The organism is Nonomuraea marmarensis (assembly GCF_043197025.1).
Lineage (GTDB): Bacteria > Actinomycetota > Actinomycetes > Streptosporangiales > Streptosporangiaceae > Nonomuraea > Nonomuraea marmarensis.
The window spans coordinates 15,281-40,344 of the sequence record NZ_JBICRM010000053.1 but is presented as its reverse complement, the minus strand read 5'-3'; the positions used below and the strand labels follow the sequence as shown (position 1 = coordinate 40,344).

Annotated in this window: 28 protein-coding genes; 16 read left to right on the top strand and 12 right to left on the bottom strand. The window is 70.0% G+C overall.

Annotated features, from left to right (window positions below; all coding sequences use genetic code 11):
• Nucleotides 1–130 precede the first annotated feature (130 nt).
• Nucleotides 131–1,339 carry an NAD(P)-dependent malic enzyme gene (locus ACFLIM_RS46530; protein WP_393176621.1) on the bottom strand — a complete coding sequence of 403 codons (1,209 nt, stop codon included), beginning with the start codon at nucleotides 1,337–1,339 and terminating at the stop codon, nucleotides 131–133.
• A 263-nt stretch (nucleotides 1,340–1,602) separates the two neighbouring features.
• On the opposite strand from ACFLIM_RS46530, the gene ACFLIM_RS46525 reads away from it, so the two are divergent.
• From ACFLIM_RS46525 to ACFLIM_RS46510, 4 genes are read left to right on the top strand one after another with little or no spacing between them, the layout of a single operon-like run.
• Nucleotides 1,603–2,457 carry an ABC transporter substrate-binding protein gene (locus ACFLIM_RS46525; protein WP_393176619.1) on the top strand — a complete coding sequence of 285 codons (855 nt, stop codon included), beginning with the start codon at nucleotides 1,603–1,605 and terminating at the stop codon, nucleotides 2,455–2,457.
• 3 nt (nucleotides 2,458–2,460) lie between these two features.
• The gene (locus ACFLIM_RS46520; protein ID WP_393176617.1) at nucleotides 2,461–3,288 is read left to right on the top strand and encodes an amino acid ABC transporter permease; all 828 of its coding nucleotides are present in this window, start codon (nucleotides 2,461–2,463) and stop codon (nucleotides 3,286–3,288) included.
• On the top strand, nucleotides 3,285–4,028 hold the full coding sequence (locus ACFLIM_RS46515) for an amino acid ABC transporter ATP-binding protein (RefSeq protein WP_393176615.1): 744 nt from the start codon (nucleotides 3,285–3,287) through the stop codon (nucleotides 4,026–4,028). Before ACFLIM_RS46520 ends, ACFLIM_RS46515 begins: the two co-directional genes overlap by 4 nt.
• A 57-nt stretch (nucleotides 4,029–4,085) precedes the next feature.
• Nucleotides 4,086–4,511: a CGNR zinc finger domain-containing protein gene (locus tag ACFLIM_RS46510; RefSeq protein WP_393176613.1), complete on the top strand. Its 426-nt coding sequence runs from the start codon at nucleotides 4,086–4,088 to the stop codon at nucleotides 4,509–4,511.
• On the opposite strand, the gene ACFLIM_RS46505 is transcribed toward ACFLIM_RS46510, so the two are convergent.
• Nucleotides 4,508–4,876, bottom strand: coding sequence for a S24 family peptidase (locus ACFLIM_RS46505; RefSeq protein WP_393176633.1), 369 nt, complete (start codon nucleotides 4,874–4,876; stop codon nucleotides 4,508–4,510). The two genes, ACFLIM_RS46510 and ACFLIM_RS46505, sit on opposite strands and share 4 nt — an antisense overlap.
• Before the next feature lie 17 nt (nucleotides 4,877–4,893).
• On the opposite strand from ACFLIM_RS46505, the gene sodN reads away from it, so the two are divergent.
• The 3 genes from sodN to ACFLIM_RS46490 all read left to right on the top strand — a co-directional run bounded on the left by sodN (nucleotide 4,894) and on the right by ACFLIM_RS46490 (nucleotide 6,646).
• On the top strand, nucleotides 4,894–5,295 hold the full coding sequence (gene sodN / locus ACFLIM_RS46500; protein ID WP_393176611.1) for a superoxide dismutase, Ni: 402 nt from the start codon (nucleotides 4,894–4,896) through the stop codon (nucleotides 5,293–5,295).
• 128 nt (nucleotides 5,296–5,423) lie between these two features.
• Nucleotides 5,424–5,849, top strand: a complete 426-nt coding sequence (locus tag ACFLIM_RS46495) for an anti-sigma factor (RefSeq protein ID WP_393176609.1) — start codon at nucleotides 5,424–5,426, stop codon at nucleotides 5,847–5,849.
• A 17-nt stretch (nucleotides 5,850–5,866) separates the two neighbouring features.
• Nucleotides 5,867–6,646 carry an RNA polymerase sigma factor SigF gene (locus tag ACFLIM_RS46490; RefSeq protein WP_171074665.1) on the top strand — a complete coding sequence of 260 codons (780 nt, stop codon included), beginning with the start codon at nucleotides 5,867–5,869 and terminating at the stop codon, nucleotides 6,644–6,646.
• Here ACFLIM_RS46490 and ACFLIM_RS46485 read toward each other — a convergent pair.
• Entirely contained in the window at nucleotides 6,643–7,038 is a 396-nt protein-coding gene (locus tag ACFLIM_RS46485) for a hypothetical protein (RefSeq protein ID WP_393176607.1), read from the bottom strand. The two genes, ACFLIM_RS46490 and ACFLIM_RS46485, sit on opposite strands and share 4 nt — an antisense overlap.
• Before the next feature lie 132 nt (nucleotides 7,039–7,170).
• On the opposite strand from ACFLIM_RS46485, the gene ACFLIM_RS46480 reads away from it, so the two are divergent.
• On the top strand, nucleotides 7,171–8,136 hold the full coding sequence (locus ACFLIM_RS46480) for a diacylglycerol/lipid kinase family protein (RefSeq protein ID WP_393176605.1): 966 nt from the start codon (nucleotides 7,171–7,173) through the stop codon (nucleotides 8,134–8,136).
• Between the two features lie 274 nt (nucleotides 8,137–8,410).
• Nucleotides 8,411–8,665: a WhiB family transcriptional regulator gene (locus ACFLIM_RS46475; RefSeq protein WP_393176603.1), complete on the top strand. Its 255-nt coding sequence runs from the start codon at nucleotides 8,411–8,413 to the stop codon at nucleotides 8,663–8,665.
• Between the two features lie 30 nt (nucleotides 8,666–8,695).
• Here the strand turns inward: ACFLIM_RS46475 and ACFLIM_RS46470 are convergent, their stop codons facing one another.
• A complete protein-coding gene (locus tag ACFLIM_RS46470) occupies nucleotides 8,696–10,165 on the bottom strand; it encodes a histidine kinase N-terminal domain-containing protein (protein WP_393176601.1) in 1,470 nt (489 codons plus the stop codon).
• Nucleotides 10,166–10,643: 478 nt separating this feature from the next.
• On the opposite strand from ACFLIM_RS46470, the gene ACFLIM_RS46465 reads away from it, so the two are divergent.
• The 6 genes from ACFLIM_RS46465 (at nucleotide 10,644) to ACFLIM_RS46440 (ending at nucleotide 16,451) form a co-directional block, all read left to right on the top strand.
• On the top strand, nucleotides 10,644–11,363 hold the full coding sequence (locus ACFLIM_RS46465; RefSeq protein ID WP_393176599.1) for a GntR family transcriptional regulator: 720 nt from the start codon (nucleotides 10,644–10,646) through the stop codon (nucleotides 11,361–11,363).
• Nucleotides 11,364–11,388: 25 nt separating this feature from the next.
• Nucleotides 11,389–12,099: a dethiobiotin synthase gene (bioD, locus tag ACFLIM_RS46460; protein ID WP_393176597.1), complete on the top strand. Its 711-nt coding sequence runs from the start codon at nucleotides 11,389–11,391 to the stop codon at nucleotides 12,097–12,099.
• A gap of 78 nt (nucleotides 12,100–12,177) precedes the next feature.
• Nucleotides 12,178–13,338: a sensor histidine kinase gene (locus ACFLIM_RS46455; RefSeq protein ID WP_393176595.1), complete on the top strand. Its 1,161-nt coding sequence runs from the start codon at nucleotides 12,178–12,180 to the stop codon at nucleotides 13,336–13,338.
• On the top strand, nucleotides 13,329–13,985 hold the full coding sequence (locus tag ACFLIM_RS46450) for a response regulator transcription factor (protein ID WP_393176593.1): 657 nt from the start codon (nucleotides 13,329–13,331) through the stop codon (nucleotides 13,983–13,985). Before ACFLIM_RS46455 ends, ACFLIM_RS46450 begins: the two co-directional genes overlap by 10 nt.
• On the top strand, nucleotides 13,982–14,758 hold the full coding sequence (locus ACFLIM_RS46445; RefSeq protein ID WP_393176591.1) for a DUF4097 family beta strand repeat-containing protein: 777 nt from the start codon (nucleotides 13,982–13,984) through the stop codon (nucleotides 14,756–14,758). The genes ACFLIM_RS46450 and ACFLIM_RS46445 overlap by 4 nt, the downstream gene beginning before the upstream one ends.
• A 46-nt stretch (nucleotides 14,759–14,804) precedes the next feature.
• Nucleotides 14,805–16,451 (top strand): acetolactate synthase, encoded by a 1,647-nt coding sequence (locus tag ACFLIM_RS46440; protein ID WP_393176589.1) that lies wholly within the window; start codon nucleotides 14,805–14,807, stop codon nucleotides 16,449–16,451.
• Between the two features lie 5 nt (nucleotides 16,452–16,456).
• On the opposite strand, the gene ACFLIM_RS46435 is transcribed toward ACFLIM_RS46440, so the two are convergent.
• On the bottom strand, nucleotides 16,457–18,013 hold the full coding sequence (locus ACFLIM_RS46435; protein ID WP_393176587.1) for a protein kinase domain-containing protein: 1,557 nt from the start codon (nucleotides 18,011–18,013) through the stop codon (nucleotides 16,457–16,459).
• Nucleotides 18,014–18,270: 257 nt separating this feature from the next.
• On the opposite strand from ACFLIM_RS46435, the gene ACFLIM_RS46430 reads away from it, so the two are divergent.
• On the top strand, nucleotides 18,271–18,651 hold the full coding sequence (locus ACFLIM_RS46430) for a thioesterase family protein (RefSeq protein ID WP_393176585.1): 381 nt from the start codon (nucleotides 18,271–18,273) through the stop codon (nucleotides 18,649–18,651).
• On the opposite strand, the gene ACFLIM_RS46425 is transcribed toward ACFLIM_RS46430, so the two are convergent.
• The 7 genes from ACFLIM_RS46425 to ACFLIM_RS46395 form a co-directional block, all read right to left on the bottom strand.
• Nucleotides 18,641–18,853, bottom strand: a complete 213-nt coding sequence (locus tag ACFLIM_RS46425; protein WP_393176583.1) for a biotin/lipoyl-binding carrier protein — start codon at nucleotides 18,851–18,853, stop codon at nucleotides 18,641–18,643. The two genes, ACFLIM_RS46430 and ACFLIM_RS46425, sit on opposite strands and share 11 nt — an antisense overlap.
• Before the next feature lie 32 nt (nucleotides 18,854–18,885).
• Complete coding sequence (locus tag ACFLIM_RS46420; protein WP_393176581.1) at nucleotides 18,886–20,241, bottom strand: acetyl-CoA carboxylase biotin carboxylase subunit; 1,356 nt, start codon at nucleotides 20,239–20,241, stop codon at nucleotides 18,886–18,888.
• A 123-nt stretch (nucleotides 20,242–20,364) separates the two neighbouring features.
• Nucleotides 20,365–21,657, bottom strand: coding sequence for an HD-GYP domain-containing protein (locus ACFLIM_RS46415; protein WP_393176579.1), 1,293 nt, complete (start codon nucleotides 21,655–21,657; stop codon nucleotides 20,365–20,367).
• Nucleotides 21,654–23,009: an HD-GYP domain-containing protein gene (locus ACFLIM_RS46410; protein WP_393176577.1), complete on the bottom strand. Its 1,356-nt coding sequence runs from the start codon at nucleotides 23,007–23,009 to the stop codon at nucleotides 21,654–21,656. The genes ACFLIM_RS46415 and ACFLIM_RS46410 overlap by 4 nt, the downstream gene beginning before the upstream one ends.
• Before the next feature lie 221 nt (nucleotides 23,010–23,230).
• On the bottom strand, nucleotides 23,231–24,172 hold the full coding sequence (locus tag ACFLIM_RS46405) for an NAD-dependent epimerase/dehydratase family protein (RefSeq protein ID WP_393176575.1): 942 nt from the start codon (nucleotides 24,170–24,172) through the stop codon (nucleotides 23,231–23,233).
• A gap of 10 nt (nucleotides 24,173–24,182) precedes the next feature.
• Nucleotides 24,183–24,449 (bottom strand): mycothiol system anti-sigma-R factor, encoded by a 267-nt coding sequence (rsrA, locus tag ACFLIM_RS46400; RefSeq protein ID WP_393176573.1) that lies wholly within the window; start codon nucleotides 24,447–24,449, stop codon nucleotides 24,183–24,185.
• Entirely contained in the window at nucleotides 24,446–25,051 is a 606-nt protein-coding gene (locus tag ACFLIM_RS46395) for a sigma-70 family RNA polymerase sigma factor (RefSeq protein ID WP_379522374.1), read from the bottom strand. Before ACFLIM_RS46395 ends, rsrA begins: the two co-directional genes overlap by 4 nt.
• Nucleotides 25,052–25,064 lie beyond the last annotated feature (13 nt).

Sequence of the window (25,064 nt, the reverse complement as noted above, 5' to 3'; positions counted from 1 at the left end):
AGCCCTTTCTCCAGGACGGGGACTCGCCTGCCCAGGGCCTGGCCGAGTAAGCAGAAGGCCACCCCGACCAGGGGCAGGACGGTAAAAGCGAGGGCCTGAAAAGGCCCTCGCTCAAGAACTCCGGAACAGGTCAGACGCGGGCGACGCCGTCGGCGCGCGCCTGGCCGGCCACCGCGGCCGTCACGGCGGGCGCGACCCGGTCGTCGAACGGGCTCGGCAGGATGTACGTCGCCGCGAGGTCGTCCCCGACGACGCCCGCCAGCGCGTTCGCCGCGGCCACCTTCATGTTCTCGGTGATGGTGGTGGCCCGCACGTCCAGGGCGCCGCGGAACACCCCGGGGAACGCCAGCACGTTGTTGATCTGGTTGGGGAAGTCGGAGCGCCCGGTGGCCACGACCCTGGCGTGCCTGGCGGCCACCTCGGGGTGGACCTCCGGCGTCGGGTTGGACAGGGCGAACACGATGGCGTCGGGGGCCATGGCGGCGATGGCCCGCTCGGAGAGGGTGGATCCGGACAGCCCGACGAACAGGTCGGCGCCCGCCAGGGCCTCCTCCGTGGAGCCGGTGTGGCCGGCGCGGTTGGTGTCGCGGGCGAGCGCCTGCTTGACCGGGTTGAGGTCCTCCCTGCCCTCGTGGATCATGCCCTTGGAGTCGGAGACCGCGATGTCGCCGATGCCCGCCTCCAGCAGGATGCGGGTGACCGCGACGCCGGACGCGCCCGCACCGGCCACGACCGCGCGCAGGTCGCCGAGGGTGCGCCCGGTCAGGCGGGCGGCGTTCTGGAGGGCGGCGAGCACCACGATGGCGGTGCCGTGCTGGTCGTCGTGGAAGACCGGGATGTCGAGCAGCTCGCGCAGCCGGTCCTCGACCTCGAAGCAGCGAGGTGCGCTGATGTCCTCCAGGTTGATGCCGCCGAACGACGGCGCGAGGCGCACGACGGTCTCGACGATTGCGTCCACGTCGGTGCAGTCGAGGCAGAGGGGGACGGCGTCGACGTTCGCGAACTCCTTGAACAGCAGCGCCTTGCCCTCCATGACCGGCATGGCGGCCGAGGGGCCGATGTCGCCCAGGCCGAGCACGGCGGTGCCGTCGGTGACGACGGCGACCACGTTGGAGACCCAGGTGTAGTCCTGGGCCAGCGAGGGCGTTTCGGCGATGGCGGTGCAGACCCTGGCGACGCCGGGCGTGTAGGCGAGCGACAGGTCGTCCGCGTCGCGGACCGGAACGGTGGAGCGGACCTCGAGCTTGCCCCCGCGGTGCAACGCGAAGGCCGGGTCGAGATCGAGTTTTTCGACGGAAGCAGAAGCGGGCGTGGCAGCCACAGCGACCCCTGTAGTCATCGGAAGCGGAAGAAACCTTCGGCGGACGAACTCGAGCGGGCTGGCTTCGGTAGCTGCCAGGATCCCCTCGTCGGTCGCCTCAGAGGGGGTATCGGGGGTCACCCGTCTGCTCATCTTGCCACATGGTGAGATGGCGTTCGGCGGTAGGGCCGACGTCGTTCCGTTGACGCATCGTTAAATGTCCGATGACGGACCGCCGCAAAACCCCATCTAAACTGCACAGAACGCAAGTTTCGTGGCATTTCACATCGAGGAGGCCGTACATGGCCCTCAGCCCCAAGGGCCGCCGTGGCTACGCCGCCGGCGCGCTCGCCCTGACCGCTGCTCTCACGCTGACCGCGTGCGGCGGCGAGACCGGCTCGAGCTCCGGCACGACCAGCGCGAGCGCCTCCGCGGCGGGCGGCGTCAAGCTGGTCCAGCCCGGCAAGCTCACGGTCTGCACCAACATCCCGTACGAGCCGTTCCAGTTCAAGGACTCGAGCGGCAAGATCGTCGGGTTCGACGTGGACATCGTCGACCTCGCCGCGAAGAAGCTGGGCGTGACCCAGAACATCGTGGATATCGACTTCGCGGTGATCAAGAGCGGTGCCGCGATGGCCGCGAACAAGTGCGACGTGGCCGCCGCCGGCATGACCATCACCCCCGATCGCCAGAAGAACATCGACTTCTCCGACCCGTACTTCGACGCCACGCAGGCGCTGCTGGCCAAGAAGGGCACGGGCGCCGCGTCGCTGGCGGACGTCAAGGCCAAGAGCCTCAAGCTGGGCGCCCAGGCCAGCACCACCGGCCTCGACTACGTCAAGAAGCAGGGCTTCGACCCCACCGAGTACGCCGACTCCGCCAAGGAGCTGCTGGCTCTGCAGGCCGGGCAGGCCGACGTGATCGTCCAGGACCTGCCGGTCGTGCTCACCTGGCTGAAGAAGCCGGACATCGCCGCGAAGTTCGAGCTGATCGGCAGCCTGGACACCGGCGAGCAGTACGGCATCGGCCTGAAGAAGGGCGCCGACCCGGTCCTGCTCAAGACGATCAACGACGAGATCGCCAAGGCCAAGTCCGACGGCACGTACGAGAAGATCTTCGTGAAGTGGTTCGGCAAGAAGCCCGGCGAGCTGGGCTGATCCATGGCCGACCAGCCGAAGACGGCTGAGCCCGCCCGCGCGAAGCTCAGCCCTCGGAAGAAGCAGCAGGTCAGCCGGGGCATCCAGTACGTCGTCCTGGTCGCCGCGCTCGTCGCCCTGGCGTTCTACGCCGACTGGGGGAGCCTGGCGCAGAACTTCGCCAAGCTCGACGTGGCCCGCCAGGCGCTGCCCGACCTGTTCACGATCGCGCTGCGGAACACGATCATCTACACGGTCAGCGGATTCGTCTTCTCGTTCGTGGTGGGCCTGCTCCTCGCGCTCATGCGGCTGTCGCCGGTCCGGCCCTACCGCTGGATCGCGATCGTCTACATCGAGATCTTCCGAGGGCTGCCCGCGCTGCTGATCTTCATCATGATCACCTTCCTGCCGCTGGCGCTGCCGGGCTTCCAGGTGCCCTTCGGCACCTACGGCCAGGTCGCCCTCGGCCTCGGCGTGATCGGCGCGGCCTACCAGGCGGAGGTCTTCCGCGCGGGCCTGCAGGCCGTGCCCAAGGGGCAGACCGAGGCCGCCAGGTCGCTGGGCATGTCCGCCACCCGCGCCCAGTTCACGGTGGTGATCCCGCAGGCCATGCGCCTGGTCATCCCGCCGACCACCAACCAGTTCGTGGCGCTGCTCAAGGACTCCTCGCTGGTGCTGTTCCTGGGCGTGTCCAGCGAGTACGTGGAGCTGGCCAAGTTCGGCAACGACCTGGCCTCCCAGTACGCCAACGCCACCCCCATCATGGTCGCGGGCGTGACGTACCTGATCGTCACGATCCCGCTGGGATACCTCGCGTCCCGGCTGGAGGGACGTAAGGGGAGGAACCGATGACGCACGCCATCGAACTGCAAGATCTGCACAAATACTTCGGCAAGAACGAGGTGCTCACGGGCATCGACATGACGGTGGATCCCGGCCAGGTGGTCTGCGTCATCGGCCCGTCGGGCTCGGGCAAGTCCACCCTGCTGCGCTGCGTGAACATGCTGGAGCAGCCGACCGCGGGCAAGGTGTTCGTCAAGGGCGTCGAGCTCACCGACCGCGACGTGGACATCGACGCCGTACGCCGGCACATCGGCATGGTCTTCCAGCAGTTCAACCTGTTCCCGCACATGAGCGCGCTGCAGAACGTGATGATCGCGCAGCAGCGGGTGCTGCGGCGCAGCAGGAAGGAAGCCGAGGTCGTCGCCAGGGAGAACCTGGCCAAGGTCGGCGTCGGCGACAAGTGCGACGCCCTGCCGGGCCAGCTCTCGGGCGGGCAGCAGCAGCGGGTGGCGATCGCCAGGGCGCTGGCCATGAACCCGGACCTGATGTTGTTCGACGAGCCCACCTCGGCGCTCGACCCCGAACTGGTCGGGGACGTGCTCACCGTCATGCGCAAGCTGGCGGAGGAGGGCATGACCATGCTCGTGGTCACCCACGAGATGGGCTTCGCGCGTGAGGTGGCGGACCGGGTGGTGTTCATGGACGGCGGCGTGGTCGTCGAGGACGGGGACCCGGCCCAGGTGATCGGCGAACCCCGCCATGACCGCACCCGCGCATTCCTCCACCGCGTCCTCCACCCAGAGGGGTAGCCGGGGGGTGGCGGGGCACTCCACGAGGCGCCCCGCCCTCTGGTGTAATGGTCCTCAATGGACCTCACCTCTTACGCCGAGTGGGCGGTCCGGCTGGCCAACGATCCCGACCCGCCGCCCGAGCTCAGGGGGCTGCGCGACGAGCTGGCCGCCGTGTTCGACGCGGCCGACGACGAGCGAGCCGCGGTCGAACTGCTCAACGCCCTGCTCGTGCGCTACCCCGTACGCCCCCAGCTCACCGACCACGACGGCCGCGGCTGGCATCTCCACCTGGCCGAGGACTCGGCCGCCAGCGCCGTGATGGGCCTGGCCGCGGTCGTGGCCGAGCTGGGCGTGGACCGGCTCGGCCGGTGCCGGGACCCGCGCTGCGAGCGGGCCTTCCTGGACACCTCTACCAACCGCTCCCGCCGCTACTGCTCGGCCCGCTGCGCCAGCCGCGCGAACGTGGCCGCCTTCCGCGCCCGGCAACGAAACGCCTCCTAACGCCCCCGCCGCCGCAGCGGCCAGTAGCGCAGCACCACCCGTCCGACGATGTCGGGCACCGGCCCGAAGTCCCAGCTGTCGCGCCGCCCGCTGGCCCGCTGGTTGTCGCTCTCCAGCCACCATCCGTCCGCGCCGTGCCACTGTGCCCGTTTCACGATGAGCTGGTCGGGATCGCCCGGGAGCCTGGCCACCACGAGATCGCCCGGATGCACGACGGCTCCCCGGCGTACGAGAAGCCAGTCGCCGGGAACCAGTGCGGGGCGCATCGAATCGCCCTCGACACGCACTCTCATGGGCTGTGACCCCCTGCTCCGCAGGCGTTCGGACCCGAGTAAGGTCGGTTGTGGACCAAGCTGATTCAGCATCACGGAAGGACTTTCTGATGCTCGCACGACTGCTACGACCCAAGCATGTCGCTTCCGCACACTGCGACCTGCCCTGTGGCGTCTACGACCCCGCTCAGGCCCGCATCGAGGCCGAGTCGGTCAAGGCGATCATGGAGAAGTACGCCGGCAACGACGACCCGGTCTTCCGCGCCCGTGCGCTGTCCATCAAGGAGGATCGCGCCGAGCTCGTCAAGCACCACCTGTGGGTGCTGTGGACCGACTACTTCAAGCCGCCGCACCTCGAGCAGTACCCTCAGCTCCACCAGCTCTTCTGGGACGCCACAAAGCTCGCGGGCGCCGCCGGCGCCAAGGGCACCGTCGACGTCGGCAAGGCCGAGGACCTGCTGGGCAAGATCGACGAGATCTCCAAGATCTTCTGGGAGACCAAGGCCGCCTAAAACGGCACATAAGGCTCTGTGCGGTCGGGGACCGTGCAGAGCCTTTTCCCTTGATGGCGAGTCTGATTCGTCCAACCACCTCTCAGGGGCGGTAAGTTGCAGTTGGCGTCGGAAACGCGAGGAGGAACGTGACCGAGGAAACCGAGACGCGCGCGGAGGGCGAGGCAGGCATCCGCGACGTGGTGAGCATCAGGCTCCCCGCCGCGAGCGCCTACTTGTCCGTGCTGCGTACGGCCACCGCCGGGCTGGCGGCGCGGCTTGACTTCACGCTCGACGAGATCGAGGATCTGCGGATCGCGGTCGACGAGGCGTGCGCCATGCTGCTGAGCGAGGCGGTGCCCGGCACCGACCTGACCGCCGAGTTCGAGCTGACCGGGCATGAGATGCAGGTCAGGGTCGAGGTGGCGACGGTCGGCAGTGCCGCGCCCAAACGTGACGACTTCGCCTGGATGGTGCTGACCGCCCTGGCCGACGACGTCGACGCGGTGACCGACTCCCCCGATCGCATGGCGATCGTCCTGCGTAAGCGCCGAGGCGCAGCGAGGCCGGCGTGACGGAAAGGACTGGAGCCATGGCCACCAGCGAACACGCCGTGCCCGACAGGGTGCGCGCTCGCATGCTCTTCGCCGAGCTGGCCGAGCTGGGCCCCGAGGAGCCGCGCCGCCAGCGCATCAGGGATGAGCTGGTCGAGCTCCACCTTCCCCTGGTCGAATACCTGGCTCGCCGCTTCCGCAACCGGGGCGAGTGGCTCGACGACCTGACCCAGGTCGCCACCATCGGTCTGATCAAGTCCATCGACCGTTTCGACCTCAACCGCGGGGTGGAGTTCTCCACCTACGCCACGCCCACCATCGTGGGCGAGATCAAGCGCCACTTCCGTGACAAGGGCTGGGCGGTCCGCGTGCCGCGCCGCCTGCAGGAGCTCAAGCTCTCGCTGACCAAGGCGATCAGCGATCTGTCGCAGCGCGAGGGCCGGGCCCCGACCGTGGCCGAGCTGGCCTCCTACCTGAAGATGACCGAGGAGGAGGTGCTCGAGGGCCTCGAGTCGGCCAACGCCTACTCGACCGTGTCGCTCGACGCGCCCGACTCCGGCGACGACGACGCGCCCGCGGTGTCCGACTCGCTCGGCATCGTGGACGAATCGCTCGAGGGCGTCGAATACCGCGAGTCGCTCAAACCGCTGCTCGAACGCCTGCCGCCGCGTGAGAAGCGCATCCTGCTGCTGCGCTTCTTCGGCAACATGACGCAGTCGCAGATCGCCACCGAGCTGGGCATTTCGCAGATGCACGTCTCGCGCCTGCTCGCCCGCACGCTCGCCCAGCTGCGAGAAGGCCTGACGGCCGACGACTAGCCGTCGCCGTAGAGGGCGTGTGTGGTGGGGGGCGCCAGCAGCGTGCCGAGCCCGGCCAGGGCGACCACGATCAGCGGGATCCCGAGCTGCGGCTGGTCCGACTGGATGAGCGTGACGGCGACCGGCAGCATGAAGATCTGGGCGACGACGCCCGGCGACCTCCCCCACCGCTCGATCTTGAACAGCCCGCCCCACGCCACCCAGAGCAGCCCCGCTCCGACCAGCGCGCCGAACCCCGCCTCCGCGAGGGCGGTGGTGAGGTTGTCCGAGGTGCCGGCCAGGGCCTCAACCCCCACGTAGACCCCGAGGCCGAGCGCCACGAGACCCTCCAGGGCGACGATGGCGGCCGCGATGACGAGGGAGACCGGGCGGGGCCGTCGCGGGTGTGCCACCCGAATGCTCGCGACCGTAGGTGGATCCTGGCGATGGTTCACGCCCTGTAGCCTAATGCGCTTCTCGCAGGATGCGGGAAATAGGACGTTCGGCCGATAAGGCGGACAACGATCAGCGACTACGCTGGCGTTATGCGCGCGATGCTGCTGGTCAATCCCAAGGCCACCACGACGAACGCCCGTACGCGTAACGTGCTGATCCGCGCGCTCGGCGCGGCCGTGGAGCTCTCCGTCGAGGAGACCCGCTACCGGGGCCACGCGGCGGCGCTGGCCGCCACCGCGCGCTCCAAGGGATACGACGTGGTGGCGGTGCTCGGCGGCGACGGGACGATCAACGAGACCGTCAACGGCCTGCTCAACCCGGTCAACGGCGACGAGGTCCCGCCGGGCGGCGACCCGAGCGCCGGGCGGCCCGCGCTCATCGTCATCCCCGGCGGCAGCGCGAACGTGTTCGCCCGCGCGCTGGGGCTGCCGAACGATCCGGTGGAGTCCACGGGGGCCGTGCTGGAGGCGCTCAGGGAGGACCGGCGCAGGACCGTGGGTTTGGGGCAAGCCCTTTGGGAGGGGCAAAGCCGATATTTCACGTTCTGTTCGGGCATGGGATACGACGCCGAGGTTGTACGGGCCGTAGAGGGCCTGCGGGGCACCGGCCGCAAAGCTACCCCTACGCGGTATGTGAACACGGCTCTAAGGCACTATCTGGCCACGGACAAGCGGCATCCAGCGATGACGCTGACCGGCCCCGGGATCCCTGCCGTCGAGGGGCTGTTCATGGCGATCATCTCCAACACCTCGCCGTGGACGTACGTCGGCAACAAGCCCGTGACCCCCACCCCGTGGGCCAGCTTCGAGACCGGGCTAGACCTGCTGGGGCTGCGGCGCATGGGCCCGCTCTCCATCGCCGCAGTGCTCCGGAACATTCTCACGCAGAGTGAGGCACTTCCGTCCGGCCGGCACCTCGTCCAGCTCCACGACGAGGCCGAGTTCACGCTCACCGCGCGCCGCCCGGTGGCCTTCCAACTGGACGGCGACTACCTGGGCGAACGCGAATCCGTAACATTCCGGGCTACACCGAACGCGTTACAAGTTCTGGTCTAGATAGTTACATTCGGTCATTGTGTGACGCATCCGACATTCATAACGGCCAAAACTTACCGCCAACCCTCTTGCGTGCACTCAGCGTGGCTGACAGGCTCAACACTGACGTCGGAACGTAGGACCTTTAACAACCCCAAGGTTCTCCGGCCGTCATGCGGGGCAACCCCGGGTCCTGACAGGGTCCGGGTCTTGTTCGCGCAAGTTAGTGAAACTCTTCACAAAGTAGTAGCCGCACGGAGCCGACCAAAGGCTCCATCTACTAAGGAGTGGACGCATGGACTGGCGCCACCGAGCTGCCTGCCGTGACGTGGACCCCGAGCTTTTCTTCCCGATCGGCAACTCCGGCCCGGCACTCATGCAGATCGAGGAGGCCAAGCAGGTCTGCCGGTCGTGCTCGGCCGTGGAAGCCTGCCTGAAGTGGGCGCTGGAGTCCGGCCAGGACGCCGGCGTCTGGGGCGGTCTGAGCGAGGACGAACGCCGCGCTCTCAAGCGCCGCTCGGCTCGCGCCCGCGCCCGCGCCACCGCCTGACCTTCCCTCTATGGGCCCTCTAGGGGCCGGTCAGGCCGCCGGGAGCGGGATCGACAGCGTGGCCTCCGTGCCGCCCTCCAGGCGCGGTTCGACCGAGAGCCTGCCGGACAGCTCCCCTTCCACCAGCGTACGGACGATCTGCAGCCCCAGACTGGTGGAGCTGTCGAGGTCGAACCCACGGGGAAGGCCGCGGCCGTCGTCCCGCACGATGACGTTGAGCCGGTCGAGGGCGGGCTCGACCAGCACTTCCAGCTTCTTGGGCCGCCCATGTTGCAACGCGTTCTGCAGCAGCTCCGTCAGCGCCATGGCCAGCGGCGTGGCGATGAGCGAGGGCAGCACCCCGAACCCCCCGACCCGCCGGGGCGTGACGGCGGCCTCCGCCGCCGACACCTCTCCGGCCATCGCGATCACCCGGTCGGCGATCTCGTCGAAGTCCACGAACTCCTCGGGCGTATGAGACAGCGTCTCGTGGACGATCGCGATCGACCCGACCCTGCGTACCGCCTCCTCCAGCGCCTCCCGGCCCTCGGGCACCTGCAGCCGCCTGGCCTGCAGCCTGAGCAGGGCGGCCACGGTCTGCAGGTTGTTCTTCACCCGGTGGTGGATCTCGCGGATCGTGGCGTCCTTGGTCATCAGCTCGCGCTCGCGCCGCCGCAGCTCGGTCACGTCCCTGATGAGCACCAGCGCGCCGATCCGCCCGCCGCCGACGATCAGCGGGATGGCTCTGAGCTGCACGATCGTGCCGCCGGACTCGACCTCGGTCTCCTTCGCCGCCCGCCCGCTGGCCACGATCATCAGGTCTTCGTTGATCGGCTCGTCGGCGTAGCACAGCGTGGCAGTGACCCGGCCGAGCTCGGCCCCGACCAGGTCGGCGTGCAGGCCGAGCCGGCGGTAGGCGGACAGGGCGTTCGGCGACGCGTACGTGACGCGCCCGGCCCGGTCGAGCCTGAGCAAGCCGTCGCCGACGCGCGGCGAGCGGACCAGGATCGGCTCCTCGCCGGAGAACGGGAAGCGCCCCTCGGCCACCATCTGGGCCAGGTCGGAGGCGCTCTGGAGGTAGGTCAGCTCCAGGCGGGAGGGTGTGCGGGCCGAGGACAGGTTCGTGGAGCGCTGGATCACGGCGAGAAAGCGCCCCTCGCCGCCCTCGACGGCCCTGCGCACCGGGATGGTCTCCTCGCGGACGGGCACGCCGGTCGACCAGTCGGGGTCGCCCTCGCGGCAGATGCGGCGCTCGTTCCAGGCGGTGTCGATGAGGTAGCGCTCGCCCTTGGCGGCGACGGTGCCGACGATGTCGTCGTGGTAGACGGTGGGCCCGGTCGTGGGGCGCATCTGCGCGATCGCGATCCAGCCGTTCTCTCCCAGCAGCGGCGCCCACAGGATGAGGTCGGCGAAGGACAGGTCGGCCAGCAGCTGCCAGTCGGAGACGAGCGAGTGCAGCCAGTCGAGGTCCGCCGCGTCGAGCGCGGTGTGGCGGGCGACGAGGTCGCTGAGAGTCGGCACGTCTGCATCATGCGTGCTTTCCCCCGCAAGAACCAAACCGACCCCCGGATGAACGCACGCCCGCTCACTCGCACAGTGAAGACGGATACGGCATGGTGCACCCAACTGGACTTCTTGTGAAATCTCATATTGTGAGAACCATCACACGTACCACTGCGCGGGGCTTGCCGGAGGTGATCTACACGGGCAGGTGGTTCCTCCGCGACACGGCTGCTCGCGTAGGTGAAGTGACCGCTACCTGCGGTGGGCCGCTGGACGCGGCCACCGCAGCGGCCTCGGTTGTGATCATGCACGCGGCTGTCGATATCCTGCACATTCAACCTGAGCTGCCCGGATCCGCGCGTGCTAGGGGCCGCACGCGCTGGGCGCCGAACGGCCGCTCGCGCCCGCGGTTGACCGCTCGGGCCAAAGTGAGTTCCGATGATCTCGCGGTGATCAGACACGCCCTCACCGCCGTGGCAGAAGTGAAGGTGAGAGCGTGACGGACGACAGCCCCCGCGTACCGAAGTACTACGACGTGAAACGCAGCCTGCTCGAGCTCACCAAGACCCTCCCGCCGGGCACCGCGCTGCCGCCCGAGCGCACGCTGGCCGTCCGCTTCGAGACCTCGCGCACCACGGTCAGGCAGGCGCTGACGGAGCTGGTGGTGGAGGGGCGGCTGCTGCGTATCCAGGGCAAGGGCACGTTCGTGGCCCAGCCGAAGGTGGCGCAGGTTCTGCAGCTGACCTCGTACATCGGCGATCTGCGCACGGCGGGCCTGGAGCCGGACACCAAGATCCTGGAGATCGGCTACGTCACCGCGGACGAGGCGCTGGCGCGCCGCCTGGCCATCAACCCGGGCGGGCGCGTGTTGCGCATCCACCGGCTGCGGCTGGCCAACGGCGAGCCGGTCTCGATCGACACCACCCACCTGTCCGCGCGCCGCTTCCCGCGGTTGCGGCGGGAGCTGGAGGTGCACGCGTCGCTGTACGAGACGCTGCACAACGCCTACAACGTGCGCCTCACGGACGCCGAGGAGATCATCGAGACCGTCCTGGCCACCCCGTACGACGCCAAGGCCCTCGGCGTCGACGTCGGCCTGCCGATGCTGCTGCTCACCCGCCACGCCTTCGACGCCGACGGGAACCCCGTCGAATGGGCGCAGTCCCTCTACCGGGGCGACCGCTACAAGTTCGTCACGCGCCTGCGCCGTCCGTGAGGGGCCGCCTCCTAGGCTGAGGTGCATGAGCGTTCTCGTCGTGACCGGCACCGACCTCGGCGTGGGCAAGACCGTCGTGGTGGCGGCCGTCGCGGCGCTGGCCAGGGAGCGCGGGGCCGCCGTCGCCGTGGTCAAACCGGCGCAGACCGGGGTGGGGCCCGGCGAGGCGGGTGATCTCGATCACGTGATCCGGCTGTCCGGGGTCACGACCACGTTCGAGCTCAGCCGGTTCCCCGATCCGCTGTCCCCGGCCGCCGCCGCCAGGGCCGCGGGGCTGCCGCCGGTGTCGCTGGCGGGAGCCGCCCTGACGGTGCGGGAGCTGGCCGAGAGCAACCGGCTGGTGGTCGTGGAGGGGACCGGGGGGCTGCTGGTGCGGTTCGACGAGGACGGCGCGACGATCGCCGATCTGGCCAGGCTGCTGGATGCGCAGGTCCTCGTCGTCGCGGGGGTCGGGGGCGGGGCGGTCAACCACGCCGCGCTCACCCTGGAGGCGCTCGCCCATCGCGGGCTCGACCTGGCCGGGCTCGTCATCGGGCGGTGGCCGTACGAGCCTGGAGTGGCGGAGCGGAGCGACGTGGCCGATCTGGAGATGCTGGCCGCGCGCCCGCTGGCCGGGGCGCTGCCTGAGGGGGCGGGGAGTCTCGGCGGGGAGGCGTTCACGCGGGTGGCTCGTCACGGGCTGGGCGCCACGCTGGGGGGCACGTTCGATCCCTCGGAGTTCAGGGCGTCCCTGTGAAGGGTGGGGCTAGCCCTACCATCCATCAGCACACCAAACCCATTTCGCGTCCTACGCGCCAGTCAATACCGTTGAGGAATGAAAGTCCCCCGTCCGTGGTCGGCACGGGCCTGGCTCGACACGGCCCACGTGATGATCGGGCTACCGGTCGCCGTGGTGCTCGGCGGGCTGACGCTCGTACTGGTCGTGTCGCCTCCCCTGTTGCGGCGCGGCATGCCGTGGTGCACGAGGGTGCAGCGCTCCAGGTTCGCGGCCTTCCTCGGCGCGCACATCCCGCCCGTGCGTACGCCGAGCAACTGGCGCAGCCCGGCCACGTGGCGGCAGATCGGCTACCACCTGCTGTCCCCGTTCGTGAGCTTCGCGGCCGCGTTCCTGGTGGCGGCGGTGTGGGGCGGGGCGATCGTGGGGTTGTCGTCGTTCCTCGCGCCGAAGCTGCAGCAGCCGCCGCTGGAGTTCGTCTTCGATCTGCGCAACAACAGAGTGCTGGCCGTCTTCATGGTGGTCGGGTTCGTGCTGCTGCTGCTCGCGCCCGTCCTGGCCCGGGGCATGGCGGCGCTGGACCTGTCGGTGGCGCGGACTCTGCTCGGGCCGAGCCGTTCGGAGCTGGGGCAGCGGATCGAGACGCTGACCGAGAGCCGGGCGGGCGTGATCGACGCGGCCGACGCCGAGCGCCGCAGGATCGAGCGGGACCTGCACGACGGCGCCCAGCAGCGGCTCGTCTCGCTCGCCATGAACCTGGGCCTGGCCCGGGCCACCCTGACCGACCTGCCGGAGCCGGCCCGCGAGGCCATCGAGCGGGCGCACGAGGAGGCCAAGCAGGCGCTCAAGGAGCTGCGCGACTTCGTCCGCGGGCTGCATCCCGCCGTGCTCAACGACCAGGGCCTGGACGCGGCGCTGTCTGGGGTCGCCGCCCGCGCCCCCTTCCCCGTCAGGCTGCACGTCGACATCGAGCGGCGTACCTCTCCGACCATCGAGGCGGTGGCGTTCTTCACCGTGTCCGAAGCACTGACCAACATCGCCAAGCACGCCGCGGCCACCAAGGCCGAGGTGAAGGTGCGGCGCGCGGGCGACCGCCTGCACGTGCTCGTGTACGACGACGGCTGCGGCGGTGCCAGGCTGGACGGCGGCACCGGGCTGCGCGGCCTGGCCCAGCGGATCGACTCGGTCGACGGGTCGCTGCGGCTGTCCAGCCCGCTCGGCGGGCCTACGACGATCGAGGTGGAGCTGCCGTGCGAGTAGTGCTCGCGGAGGATTCCGTGCTGCTGCGCGAGGGCCTGATCCGGCTCTTGGACGCCGCGGGCATGGAGGTGGTGGCGGCCGTGGACGAGGCCGAGGGGCTGCTGCGGGCGGCCGAGGAGCACCGTCCCGAGCTGGTGATCACGGACGTCAGGATGCCGCCCACGCACACCGACGAGGGGCTGCGGGCCGCGCTCGTGCTGCGCCGCCAGCAGCCGGGCCTGGCGGTCCTGGTGCTCTCGCAGTACGTCGAGGAGCGCTACGCCGCCCAGCTCCTGGCCTCCGCCGCGACCGGTGGCGTCGGCTACCTGCTCAAGGACCGGGTGGCGGACGTGACCGACTTCTTCGACGCGCTGCGCAGGGTGGCCTCGGGCGGCACCGCGCTCGACCCGGAGGTGGTCGCCCAGCTCCTGCTGCGGGGCAACAGCGACCCGCTGGAACGGCTGACGCCCAGGGAGCACGAGGTGCTCAAGCTGATGGCGGAAGGCCGCTCCAACGCGGGCATCGGCCAGGCGCTGGTGCTCAGCGAAGGGGCGGTGGGCAAGCACATCGGCAACATCTTCACCAAGCTCGACCTGTCCCCCGCGGAGGGCGATCACCGGCGCGTGCTCGCGGTCCTGCGGTTCCTCAAGATCAGGAGCCTGCCGTGAGGGCGGCGTGGCTGGTGGCGGGCGCTGTGGTGACGGTGTTCGCGCTGCTGGTGTCCACGGCGCTGCTCTGGCGCGAGTTCGCCAGGGCCAGGACGCCGTCCGACACCACCCTGAGGTCGATCCCGTTCGACCAGCAGGAGGTGCGCGTCAAGGCGGGCAAGGGGCAGGTGAACCTGTTCATCATGCCGGGCAGGGCCGGTGAGCTGCTCATCCAGAGGTCGTTGCGGTGGTCGAGGGACCGGCCGACCGTCACCGAGGACTGGGACATTCGCTCCAGGACCCTGCGGCTCGACGCGGTCTGCCCCGGCTACGACCAGCCGGACGGCCCCGTCTGCCAGGCCGACTACCTGGTGTCCGTGCCGCCGGAGACCGACATCGAGGCCAGCACGACCGGCGGCGAGCTCAACGTCAACCGCGTCTTCGGCAGCGTGCGCCTGAGCTCGGTGTCCGGCAACGTCCACGTACGCGACCTCTCCGGCCCCCTCTGGGCCAGGACCGGCACGGGCAAGGTCGACGCGGAGGGGCTCGACGGCGAGCAGGCCGACGTGGAGGTGGGCTTCGGCGACGTCGAGCTGTCGTTCGTCAACGCCCCGACGAGCGTCAAGGCGGTCGTCAGGACGTCGGGCGACGTCAGGGTGGCGGTGCCCCCGGTGCCCTACCAGGTGACGGCGGACGCGGCCGAGACCTTCCTCGACGTCAGGAAGGACGCCGCGGCACCACGGAAGATCATTGCAAAGGCGCCGAGCGGCGTGGTGACCCTGTGCTGTAGATGATCCTTGAGGTCTGTTTACTCCGGTGACCGGTTGGTAAGTTCCCGGCATGGAGTCTGCGAAGCACGCCGGTGACGCCGCCGTCGCCGTGTCCAAGGCCTATGGCGTCGAGACCATGTTCACCCTCTCAGGAGGGCACGTCTTCCCGCTCTACGACGGCGCGGTGCACGAGAACATGCGCATCCTCGACGTACGCCACGAGCAGAGCGCGGTCTTCGCCGCCGAGGCGACGGCCAGGCTGACCAGGAGGCCGGGGCTGGCCGTGCTGACCGCGGGCCCCGGCATCACCAACGGCGTCAGCGGCGTCGCGACGGCCCACTTCAACGGCTCGCCGGTGGTCGTCATGGGCGGCCGGGCACCCCAGTCGCGCTGGGGCAGCGGCGCCCTGCAGGAGATGGACCACCCGCCGCTGCTCGCCCCGATCACCAAGTTGTCGTTCACCGCGTCCGGCGCCGAGTCGGTCGGGCAGGACGTCGAGTCGGCCTTCCGCACGGCCATCGCGCCCCACCGCGGCCCGGTCTTCGTCGACTTCTACATGGACCACCTGTTCGCCCCCTCGCCGCCGCACGAGGCGCGCACGCAGACGCCGTCCCCGTACGAGCCCGACCCCGACGACCTGGCCGGCATCGCGCGGCTGCTGGCCGAGGCCGAGCGGCCGGTGCTGGTGTACGGCTCCGACGTGTGGATGGACCGGGCCGAGGAGGCCGCCCGGGACTTCGCGGAGACGTGGCGGCTGCCGGTCATCCCCAATGGCCAGGGCCGCGGCATCCTGCCGTCGGGGCACGAGCTGCTCGTCACCCGCGCCCGCGGCCTCGCCTTCGCCCAGGCCGACCTGGTGATCGTGGTCGGCACCCCGCTCGACTTCCGGCTCGGCTACGGGTGGTTCGGCGGGAAGGACGGCGCGGCGCTGGCCCGCGTGGTGCACATCGCCGACGCGCCGTCGCAGCTCGCCACGCACATGCAGCCGGCCGCGTCGGCCGCGGGCGACCTGTCGGTGGTGTTCTGGAGCCTGGGCACGGCCTGCGGGGACGCGGGGGTCAAGCCCGGCACGTACGCCTCGTGGGTGTCGAAGCTCTCCGATACGGCCGCGGCGGCCATCGCGGGCGACGCCGAGCTGCTGGCCGCCGGCTCCGACCCGATCCACCCCATGCGCGTGTACGGCGAGCTGGGCAAGGTGCTGGCCGACGACGCCGTGGTGATCGGCGACGGCGGCGACTTCGTCTCCTACGCGGGCAAATACGTCGAGCCGAAGCAGCCGGGCAACTGGCTCGACCCGGGCCCGTACGGCTGCCTCGGCACCGGCCTGGGCTACTCCATCGCCGCCCGCCTGGCCAGGCCCTCCTCGCAAGTGGTGCTGCTGCTCGGCGACGGCGCCGCCGGCTTCTCGCTGATGGACGTCGACACCCTCGTACGCCACCGGCTCCCCGTCGTCATGATCTGCGGCAACAACGGCATCTGGGGCCTGGAGAAGCACCCCATGCAACTCCTGTACGGCTACGACGTGGCCGCCGAGCTGCAGCCGCAGTGCCGCTATGACCAGGTCGTGACCGCGCTGGGCGGCGGCGGCGAGCTGGTCACCAAGCCGTCGGAGATCGGCCCCGCCCTGCGCCGGGCCTTCGACTCCGGCATCCCCTACATGGTGAACATCGCGACCGACCCGCAGGTCGCCTACCCCCGCCACACGACGGGGGTGTGACGCTCCTACTTGGTCGTGGCGGTGGCGCTGGGACTCGGGTTGTTCTCCGGGCAGACGCCGTCGACCACGACCAGCTTGACCGTCTTGCCCACCTCCAGCGACACCCCCGCACCCGGCACCGTCTGCTGGATCTTGCCGCAGCGCGGGCCGTTGGAGGTGGTGGTCCTGTCGTCGAGCTCCGACACGAAGCCGGCCGCCTCGACCCGCTCCTGACCCACCAGGAACGACAGCCCGACCACCTTCGGCACGAGCACCTTCTTGACCGTCGACGAGGGCGTGCTCGTCGGCGTCTTGGTCGGCGTCTTCGTGGTCGTCGGCGTCGAGGTGGGGGTCTTGGTCGGCTCTTCCTCCTCGGTCGCCGTGGGCCGCGGCCTCGTGAACGTCGGCTTGGGCTCCGACGTTGTCGGCGTGGGCGGCCTGGTGGTCCTCCTGATTGGGGGCTTGGTCGTCTTGAAGTCGCTCGACGAGTCGCCCACGGGCACGCCCGTGGCCGTGGGCGTCGGGTCGCCGGGGGTCATGCCCGTCAGCGCGATCGCCCCTGCCCCCACGCCGAGCACCACCGCGACGGCGATGCCCGCGATCAGCCCGGTCCTGCGCGGGGTCTTGGCGGCGCGACGACCGCCCCCGCGCCGCTCGACCACCGCCGTGGTCTCATCGGAGGGACGGGCCTGGTGCGCCCCCGTCTGGTACGCCTCCACCGGCGGCGCCATCGTGGCCCCGGTGGACACCATCGGCTCGGCGGGCGCCTGGCCGCTGGCGATGGCCTTGGCCGCCTCACTCATGGCCTTGGCCGTCGGGTAACGCCTGGTCGGATCCTTCGCCAGTGCGATCTCCACCAGCGTGCGCACCGGCGGCGGGATCTCGGCGGGCAGCGGCGGCGGCGCCTCCCGGATGTGCTTGAGCGCGATCGTGACCGCGCTGTCGCCGTTGAACGGCCGCTGCCCCACCAGGCACTCGTACGCGACCACGCCGAGCGCGTAGATGTCCACAGCGGGCGTCACGGGAGCACCCTCGGCCTGCTCCGGCGCGCAGTAGGCGGCCGTGCCGAGCACCATGCCGGCGTCGGTGAGCCGGTTGGCCAGGTCGGAGCGCGCGATGCCGAAGTCGGTCAGCACCAGCGTGCCGTCACGCTGCACGAGCAGGTTGCCCGGCTTGACGTCGCGGTGCACGATCCCCTGGTCGTGTACGGCCTGCAACGCCGAGGCGGCCTGCGCGATCAGCTCCATGGCCGCCTGCGGCGGGATCCTGCCCAGCCGGGCCAGCAGCCGGTCGAGCGGCTCGCCGTCCACGAACTTCATCACCAGGTAGACGGTGTCGCCGCTCACTCCGTAGTCGTAGACGTCGACGACGCCGGAGTGGTTGATCGTGGCCATCGCCCTGGCTTCCCCCTGAAAGCGAGCGACGAACCCCGGGTCCTCCATGCGGCCTGGAAGCAGCACTTTGACGGCGACGGTGCGCGCCAGCACGATGTCCTCGCCGCGCCACACCTCGCCCATGCCACCGGCGCCGATGCGGGTATCCAGCCGATACCGCCCCGCCAGCGTCGTCCCTTGGGCCACCATGACTCCCCCGCTACCCCCCTACCTCTGTAACCTCTTCCACCCCGCAGTTCTCCAACAAAGCGAACTTTTATCGCGGTGAGGTAACACAGTGGTCACGGAACTCAGAGAGTGTACGACTCACCTGTCCCACATGCCACTCAAATGCCTCAAGCCGTACACACCCTATCCTGCGGCCTTATGCCAGCACTTGTCCGCGTTTCCAGGAAGTCAGCGGGCCCCATTAATGGGCGCGGACTCCGCCGCCATAGGCTGATCACATGACGCTCGTTCCGGGTCTCCGCGCCCAGTTGCTCCTCGTGGTCGAGATGGACGACACCGCGAAGAAGATCGGCAGCGGAGACGTGCCCGTGCTCGCCACGCCCCGGCTGCTCGCGCTGGCCGAGACGGCGACCGTGCGAGCGATCGAGCGGCACCTCGCGCCCGGCGAGACGTCCGTCGGCACCCGGGTCGAGCTCGAACACCTGGCCGCCAGCCCGCTGGGCGCGCACGTCCAGGTGGGCGTCGAGCTGACCGAAGTGGACGGCCGGCGGCTGGTCTTCGCCTTCGAAGCCCACGACAAGCACGCCGTCGTGGGCAGGGGCAGCATCGAACGCGTGGTGGTCGACCGCGCCAAGTTCATTTCCCGCACTACTCGATGACCGCGATCAGGTCGCCTTCCTGGATCACGTCGCCCTCGGCCACCTTGAGCTGCGCCACCATGCCGTCGTCCTCGGCGAGCACCGGGATCTCCATCTTCATCGACTCGAGGATGACCAGCGTGTCGCCCTCGGAGACGGTGTCGCCCTCGCTGACGACGACCTTCCACACGTTCGCCACCATCTCCGCGCGTACCTCAGCCACCGGGACTCCCCTCTTTCACCAATATGTTCCCACTAGGCGCGCATGCGCGCGACCAGGCCCGTGTCGTAGTCGCCGGTGACGAACTCCGCGTTCTCCAACAGCTCCGCACAGAATGGCAGGTTGTTCTTGGGGCCCTCGATGACGAACGCGTCCACCGCCTTGCGCCCCTTCTCCAGCGCGTCGGCCCGGCTCGCGCCGTGGACGCAGAGCTTGGCCACCAGCGGGTCGTAGAACGGGGTGACCGTGTTGCCCGCGGCGTAGCCCGAGTCCACGCGTACGCCGTCGCCGACCGGCTCCTCCCATGCCGTGATCTTGCCAGGCCCGGGGAAGAACCGCTTGGGATCCTCCGCGTAGACCCTGAACTCGATCGCGTGCCCGGTGGGCTGGGCGTCTATTACGGGGCTCTCCCCGGCCGCGACGCGCAGCTGCAGCTCGACCAGGTCGAGCCCGGTGACCAGCTCGGTGACCGGGTGCTCCACCTGCAGCCTGGTGTTCATCTCCAGGAACACGAAGTCCTGCTTGCCGGCGTCGACCAGGCACTCGACGGTGCCCGCGCCCAGGTAGCCGACGGCCTCACCGGCCCGCACGGCGCCGGCCAGCATGCGCTCGCGCAGCTCGGGGGTGATGCCGGGGGACGGCGACTCCTCGACGACCTTCTGGTGGCGCCGCTGCACCGAGCAGTCGCGCTCGCCCAGCGCCACGACCCGGCCGTCGGGCAGGCCGAGGATCTGCACCTCGACGTGGCGGGCCCGCTCGATATAGCGCTCCAGCAGCACGGCGGGGCCGTCCAGCGCGTCCCCGGAGAACCTGGAGGCCGCCCTGGCCGCCTGCTCGTACGCCTTGGCCAGGCCCTCGTCGTCGTGGGCCACGCTCATGCCGATGCCACCGCCGCCGCCCGCGGTCTTGACCATGACCGGGTAGCCGATGGACTCGGCGGCCTTCAGCGCCAGTGACAGGTCGGTGACCGGCTCGCGGGTGCCCGCGGCGACCGGCACGCCGGCGGCCTCCATGAGGTTCCTGGCGTTGATCTTGTCGCCCATCCGGTCGATGGCCTCGGGCGCGGGGCCGATCCACACCATCCCGGCGTCGATGACGGCCCTGGCGAACGCGGCGTTCTCGGCGAGGAAGCCGTAACCCGGGTGAACCGCCCGCGCTCCGGTCGCGCGGGCCGCCTCCAGCACCTTGGCCGCGTCCAGGTAGCTCTGCGCGGGGTTGGCGGGGCCGATCAGCACCGCCTCGTCGGCCTCGCGGACGAACGGCAGGTCGGCGTCGGCCTCCGAGTGCACGGCGATGGCGCGCAGGCCCAGGCGCTTGACCGTGCGGATGATCCGCCGCGCGATCTCCCCTCGGTTGGCGATCAGAACGGGTCCGAGCGTCTCAGTAAGCACGCCGCCCACCCTATGGCCGCCACCGGCTTGTTCCCTTTCCCCCTAAACCACCGATCCGGCGATCACGATCTGTAGGAACCCCACAATTGTGAGCGGGTGGTAACCCGGCAGGACTTGTAAGACTTAGACGCGTCCGCGGTCGATCACCCGGGTGAGCGCGTCGATCGCGTGGAGGTCGTACGCGCCGCCGGAGGACAGCCGGATGCGCTCCAGCGCGGCGCCCGCCCGGTCGCGGTCGGTCGACGGCCCGACCAGGTCGTCGTAGGCGTTGGCGACCTTGATGATCCGGCTCGACAGCGGCGGGTCGTCGCCGATCGGGTCGCACTGCCGCCTGACCACCTCGGCCACCCGGTCGAGCACGCCCGTCTGCCTGATCACCTCCGCGCCCAGCTCGGCGATGCGCCGGGCCTGCTCGGGCTCGGTGAGCACGGTGGCGCCGCCGGGGATCGGGTCGCGCAGCGAGAGCTGGCCGATGTCGTGCATCAGCGCGGCGTATTCGAGCTCCAGCAGCTCGGGCTCGGCCATGCCCAGCTCCCTGCCGATGGCCACGGCCAGGCGGCTCACCCTGCGCGAGTGGCCGGGCTCGACGTAGCCGCCGACCTCGGTGACCCGCGACAACGCGCGTACGGTCTGCAGGTAGGTCGCGCGGATCCCCGCGTACTTCCTGAAGGCCACCTGCGTGACCAGCAGCGGCGCGGCGAACACCAGCAGGGCGACCAGGTCCATGCTGTGCGTGGCCAGCGCGAGCAGCACCCCGGACGAGGCCACGGCGGCGCCCAGCGGGAACGCCATGTTGATCTCGTCGCGCACCGCCACCCGGAACGCGGTGCGCACCTGCTCGGCCCTGAGCAGCGCCGCGATCAGCACGTCGATCAGCAATGTGATCGCGATGAGCGCCACCATCACCGCGAGCGCCGGCCACCAGGTGCTGGTCGGCGGCTTGGTGAGCGCGTAGAGCGGATCGGCCAGCGGCCGGAACGCGAACGCCAGCAGCGCGCCGGTGAGCAGCCGCCGGGCCATCGCGTCCAGCCGCGGCGGGCGGCCGACCGCCAGGTGCGGAAGCGCTCCCGCGACCATCCCGACCGCGATCACGGCCACGACCTGCAACGCGGAGTGGCGCAGCGGGTTTTGACTCAGGTCGAGCAGCAGGGTGTAGCCGAGCGCGGCGGCGGCGCCGATGGGCGCGACCTCCCTGTTGCCCGGCATGGTGAGCCTGGCCAGCTCGCCGACCGCGATCAGCGCCCCGAACCCGACCGCGATCTCCGTGCGGTCGAGCCCGACGGCGGCCGTGTGGGCGACGCCCGCGACCGCGACCAGCCCGGCCGCGCAGATGAGCAGCAGCTGGCCCGAGTCGAGCCGGCGCAGGACCGTGTTCAGCGACCGTTCGGTACGCCTGGCGCGCTCTGTGGTGATCATGGCCCGGTCACGACCTCGATGGGCATGGTCGGATCGTCGTGGTCCTTGATCGGCGTCTCGGCGGCGTCGGGCGGCGGCGGATCGACGCGGCGCGGCGGCTGCCACGGCTCGCGATCCAGGGCCCGGATGAAGGCCGCGACCATGACGGGGTCGAAGTGGGTGCCCGCGGTCTTGCGCAGCTCGTCGACGGCCTCCCCGACGGGCCTGGCGCCCCGGTAGGAGCGGTCGGAGGTCATCGAGTCGAACGCGTCGGCCACCGCGATGACCTTGGCGAACTCGGGGATCTCGTCACCGGCGAGCCCCATCGGGTAGCCGGTGCCGTCGTGGCGTTCGTGGTGGTGCATGATCCCGGCGTACGCCTCGTCGAGGAAGCCGATGCCGCGCACGATCTCCAGGCCGCGCATCGGGTGCAGCTGGATCGCGGCGAACTCCTCCTCGGTGAGCGGCCCGTCCTTCTGCAGCACCTTGGTGGGCACGCCGAGCTTGCCCACGTCGTGCAGCATGCCCGCGTAGCGGATCGCCCGCACCCGTTCGAGGCCCATGCCGATCTCCTGGGCGATCATGGAGGAGGCGAGCGAGACGCGCGTGCAGTGGCCCCGGGTGTAGTAGTCCTTGGTCTCCACGGCCTGGCAGAGCGCGGCGATGGTGGCGTCGTAGGAGCGCTGCTGGGCGTGGTACTGGCCGAACGCCCACCGGGCCACGAACAACGGCAGCAGCACCAGCACCGCCGAGATCGACTGCACGGTCGCCCAGAGCCCGGCCACCAGCAGCCCGAACGTCCCGTATCCCAGGTAGGACAGCAGGAACTGGGCCATGCCGCGCATCGGCACCTCGGTCGCCCGCACCTGCGTGGCCAGCGCGATCATGGTCAGCGTGAGCACGATGTTGAGCGGCACGAAGACGCCGGTGGCCGCGGCGTAGGGGCCGATGAGGTCGTCGAACGCGTTGACCTGCGGCACGCCGACCTTGCCGTCGAGCGCCTGGTAGACCCAGCCGGCGGCGTAGCCGCAGATGGCGAACTGCGCGCCGTTGAACAACCGTTTGATCAGCGGCAGCCCCGGACGCACGCTCAGGATCGCGGTGAGCCCCACCAGCGCCGCGCCCTCGGGGCCGATCAGCACCACGGCCGCCAGCGAGGCGGAGAAGCTGACCGACACCGCGAACTGCTCCACGTTGAGCAGCGTCGGCATCGACTCGCACACCAGGAACAGCAGCGCGAGCACCAGCAGCACGTCCAGGTCCTCCGGCGCCACCGGCGCGCCGGAGGTGATCACACTACGTGCGATGAGAGCGGTCGCCACCCCGATCACGGCGACCAGATAGACCCTTGCGGGCCACGGCAGTTCACGCATTGCGGCCCCCTACGGCGTTCAGGTCCAGGACACCCCGGGCGGCATCGCTCGGCCGATCATCACAACCACCGGAGTGATCAACACGATGGCCGTGAGCAGCCGGGCGACCGTAACCTTCATCATCCACATGCCTCCACGTCGACTTCTGGGGTTCACGCTACAGAAGACGACGTGGCCGTATGGGCGGAGTGGGAAATCGCAAGCAAAGCGTAATCAAGCAACTACTTGCCGCGACGGCTTCGGGCCCATTCGACGGCTTTCTTCACCCCGCTCGGCAGGTCCGTACGAGGCTGCCAGCCGAGCCCTTCGTGGGCGGGCACCGGATCGACCGCCATCGCCGGCAGGTCGCCCAGGCGCGGCGGCGCGAACCCGGGCTTGTCGTGGGCGCCCGCCGCGTCGGCGATCAGCGAGTGCAGCCGCCGGTCGGTGGTCTGGATGCCGGTGCCGAGGTTGAACCGGCGGCCGTTGCCCTCCTGCCCGCAGGCCCGCACGAGGCCGTCGACCACGTCGTCGACGTAGATGTAGTCGCGGGTCTGGGTGCCGTCGCCGTACAGGACCGTGGGCGTGCCGCTGAGCAGGGCGTCGGTGAAGATCGCCACCACCCCGGCCTCGCCCTCCGGCGACTGGCGCGGGCCGTAGACGTTGGAGAGCACCAGCGTGGTGTATTCGATGCCGTAGAGGGCGCGGAACGTGGCGAGGTAGGTCTCGCCGCTCAGCTTCGAGGCGGCGTACGGCGAGCGCGGGTCGACGGCCGCGTCACCCGGCACGGGGATCGTCGTCGGCCGGCCGTAGATGGCCACGGACGAGGCGAACACCACCTTGCGCGTGTGCCCTTCGTGGGCCGCGGTGAGCACGGACGCGGTGCCCTCGACGTTGACACTGGCGTCGTGCACCGGGTCGGCGACGCTCTTGCGCACGCTGATCTGGGCGGCCAGATGGCAGACGACCTCCGGTTGCAACCCGGCGACCAAGCCGACCAGCGCGGGATCGCGTACGTCCAGCTCGTGCAGCCGGAAGTGGTCACTGGCGAGGGCGCCCGCCAGGTTGTCCCTGCTCCCGGTGGACAGGTCGTCGACCACGTCGACCTCGTGCCCGTCGGCGAGCAGGCGATCGACGAGAGTGGACCCGATGAACCCGGCGCCTCCGGTGACCAACACGCGCATGCGCTGAATCCTAGTCGGCCAGCTCCGACCTCACCTGAGCGATGCGGGCCAGCACCTTGGAACGCAGGTCCGCCGGAACGGGATCGCAGCCGCAGTGCTTGTGCACGAGCGCCTTGATCGCCTTGTCCAGGTCGTATTCCTTCAGACACGGGTCGCACTCGTCCAGGTGGACGCGGATCTCCACGACGTCGCCATCGGTCAGCTCCCCGTCGAGGTAGGCGTAGACCTTGTCGAGCACCTCGCGACAGTCGGTGTCATGGGGCTTGCCACAGCTCATTTCGATCCCTCCGCCGGGACCAGGCCGCGCTCACGGGCATAGTCCTCAAGGAGGCCCCGCAGCTGCCTGCGTCCCCTGTGCAGCCTCGACATCACAGTGCCTATCGGAGTGCCCATGATGTCGGCGATCTCCTTGTAGGGGAAGCCTTCGACGTCGGCCAGATAGACCGCGATCCTGAACTCCTCGGGCAGCGCGGCGAGCGCCTGCTTGATGTCCCCGTCGGGCAGGTGGTCGAGCGCCTCCACCTCGGCCGACTTCAGGCCGCTGGAGGTGTGGGACTCGGCCCGGGCGAGCTGCCAGTCCTCGATCTCCTCGGTGCCGGACTGCTTCGGCTCGCGCTGCTTCTTGCGGTAGCTGTTGATGAACGTGTTGGTCAGGATCCGGTAGAGCCACGCCTTGAGGTTGGTGCCCTGCTGGAACTGGTGGAACGATGCGAACGCCTTGGCGAAGGTCTCCTGCAGCAGGTCCTCCGCGTCCGCGGGATTCCGGGTCATCCGGAGCGCGGCGGAGTAGAGCTGCTCGAGATACGGCATGACGTCGCGCTCGAATCGCTCGCTTCGCTGCTCCAGCGTCTCCGCGCCTGTCGCGGGCACCGGACCCACCCCCCTAAGATCA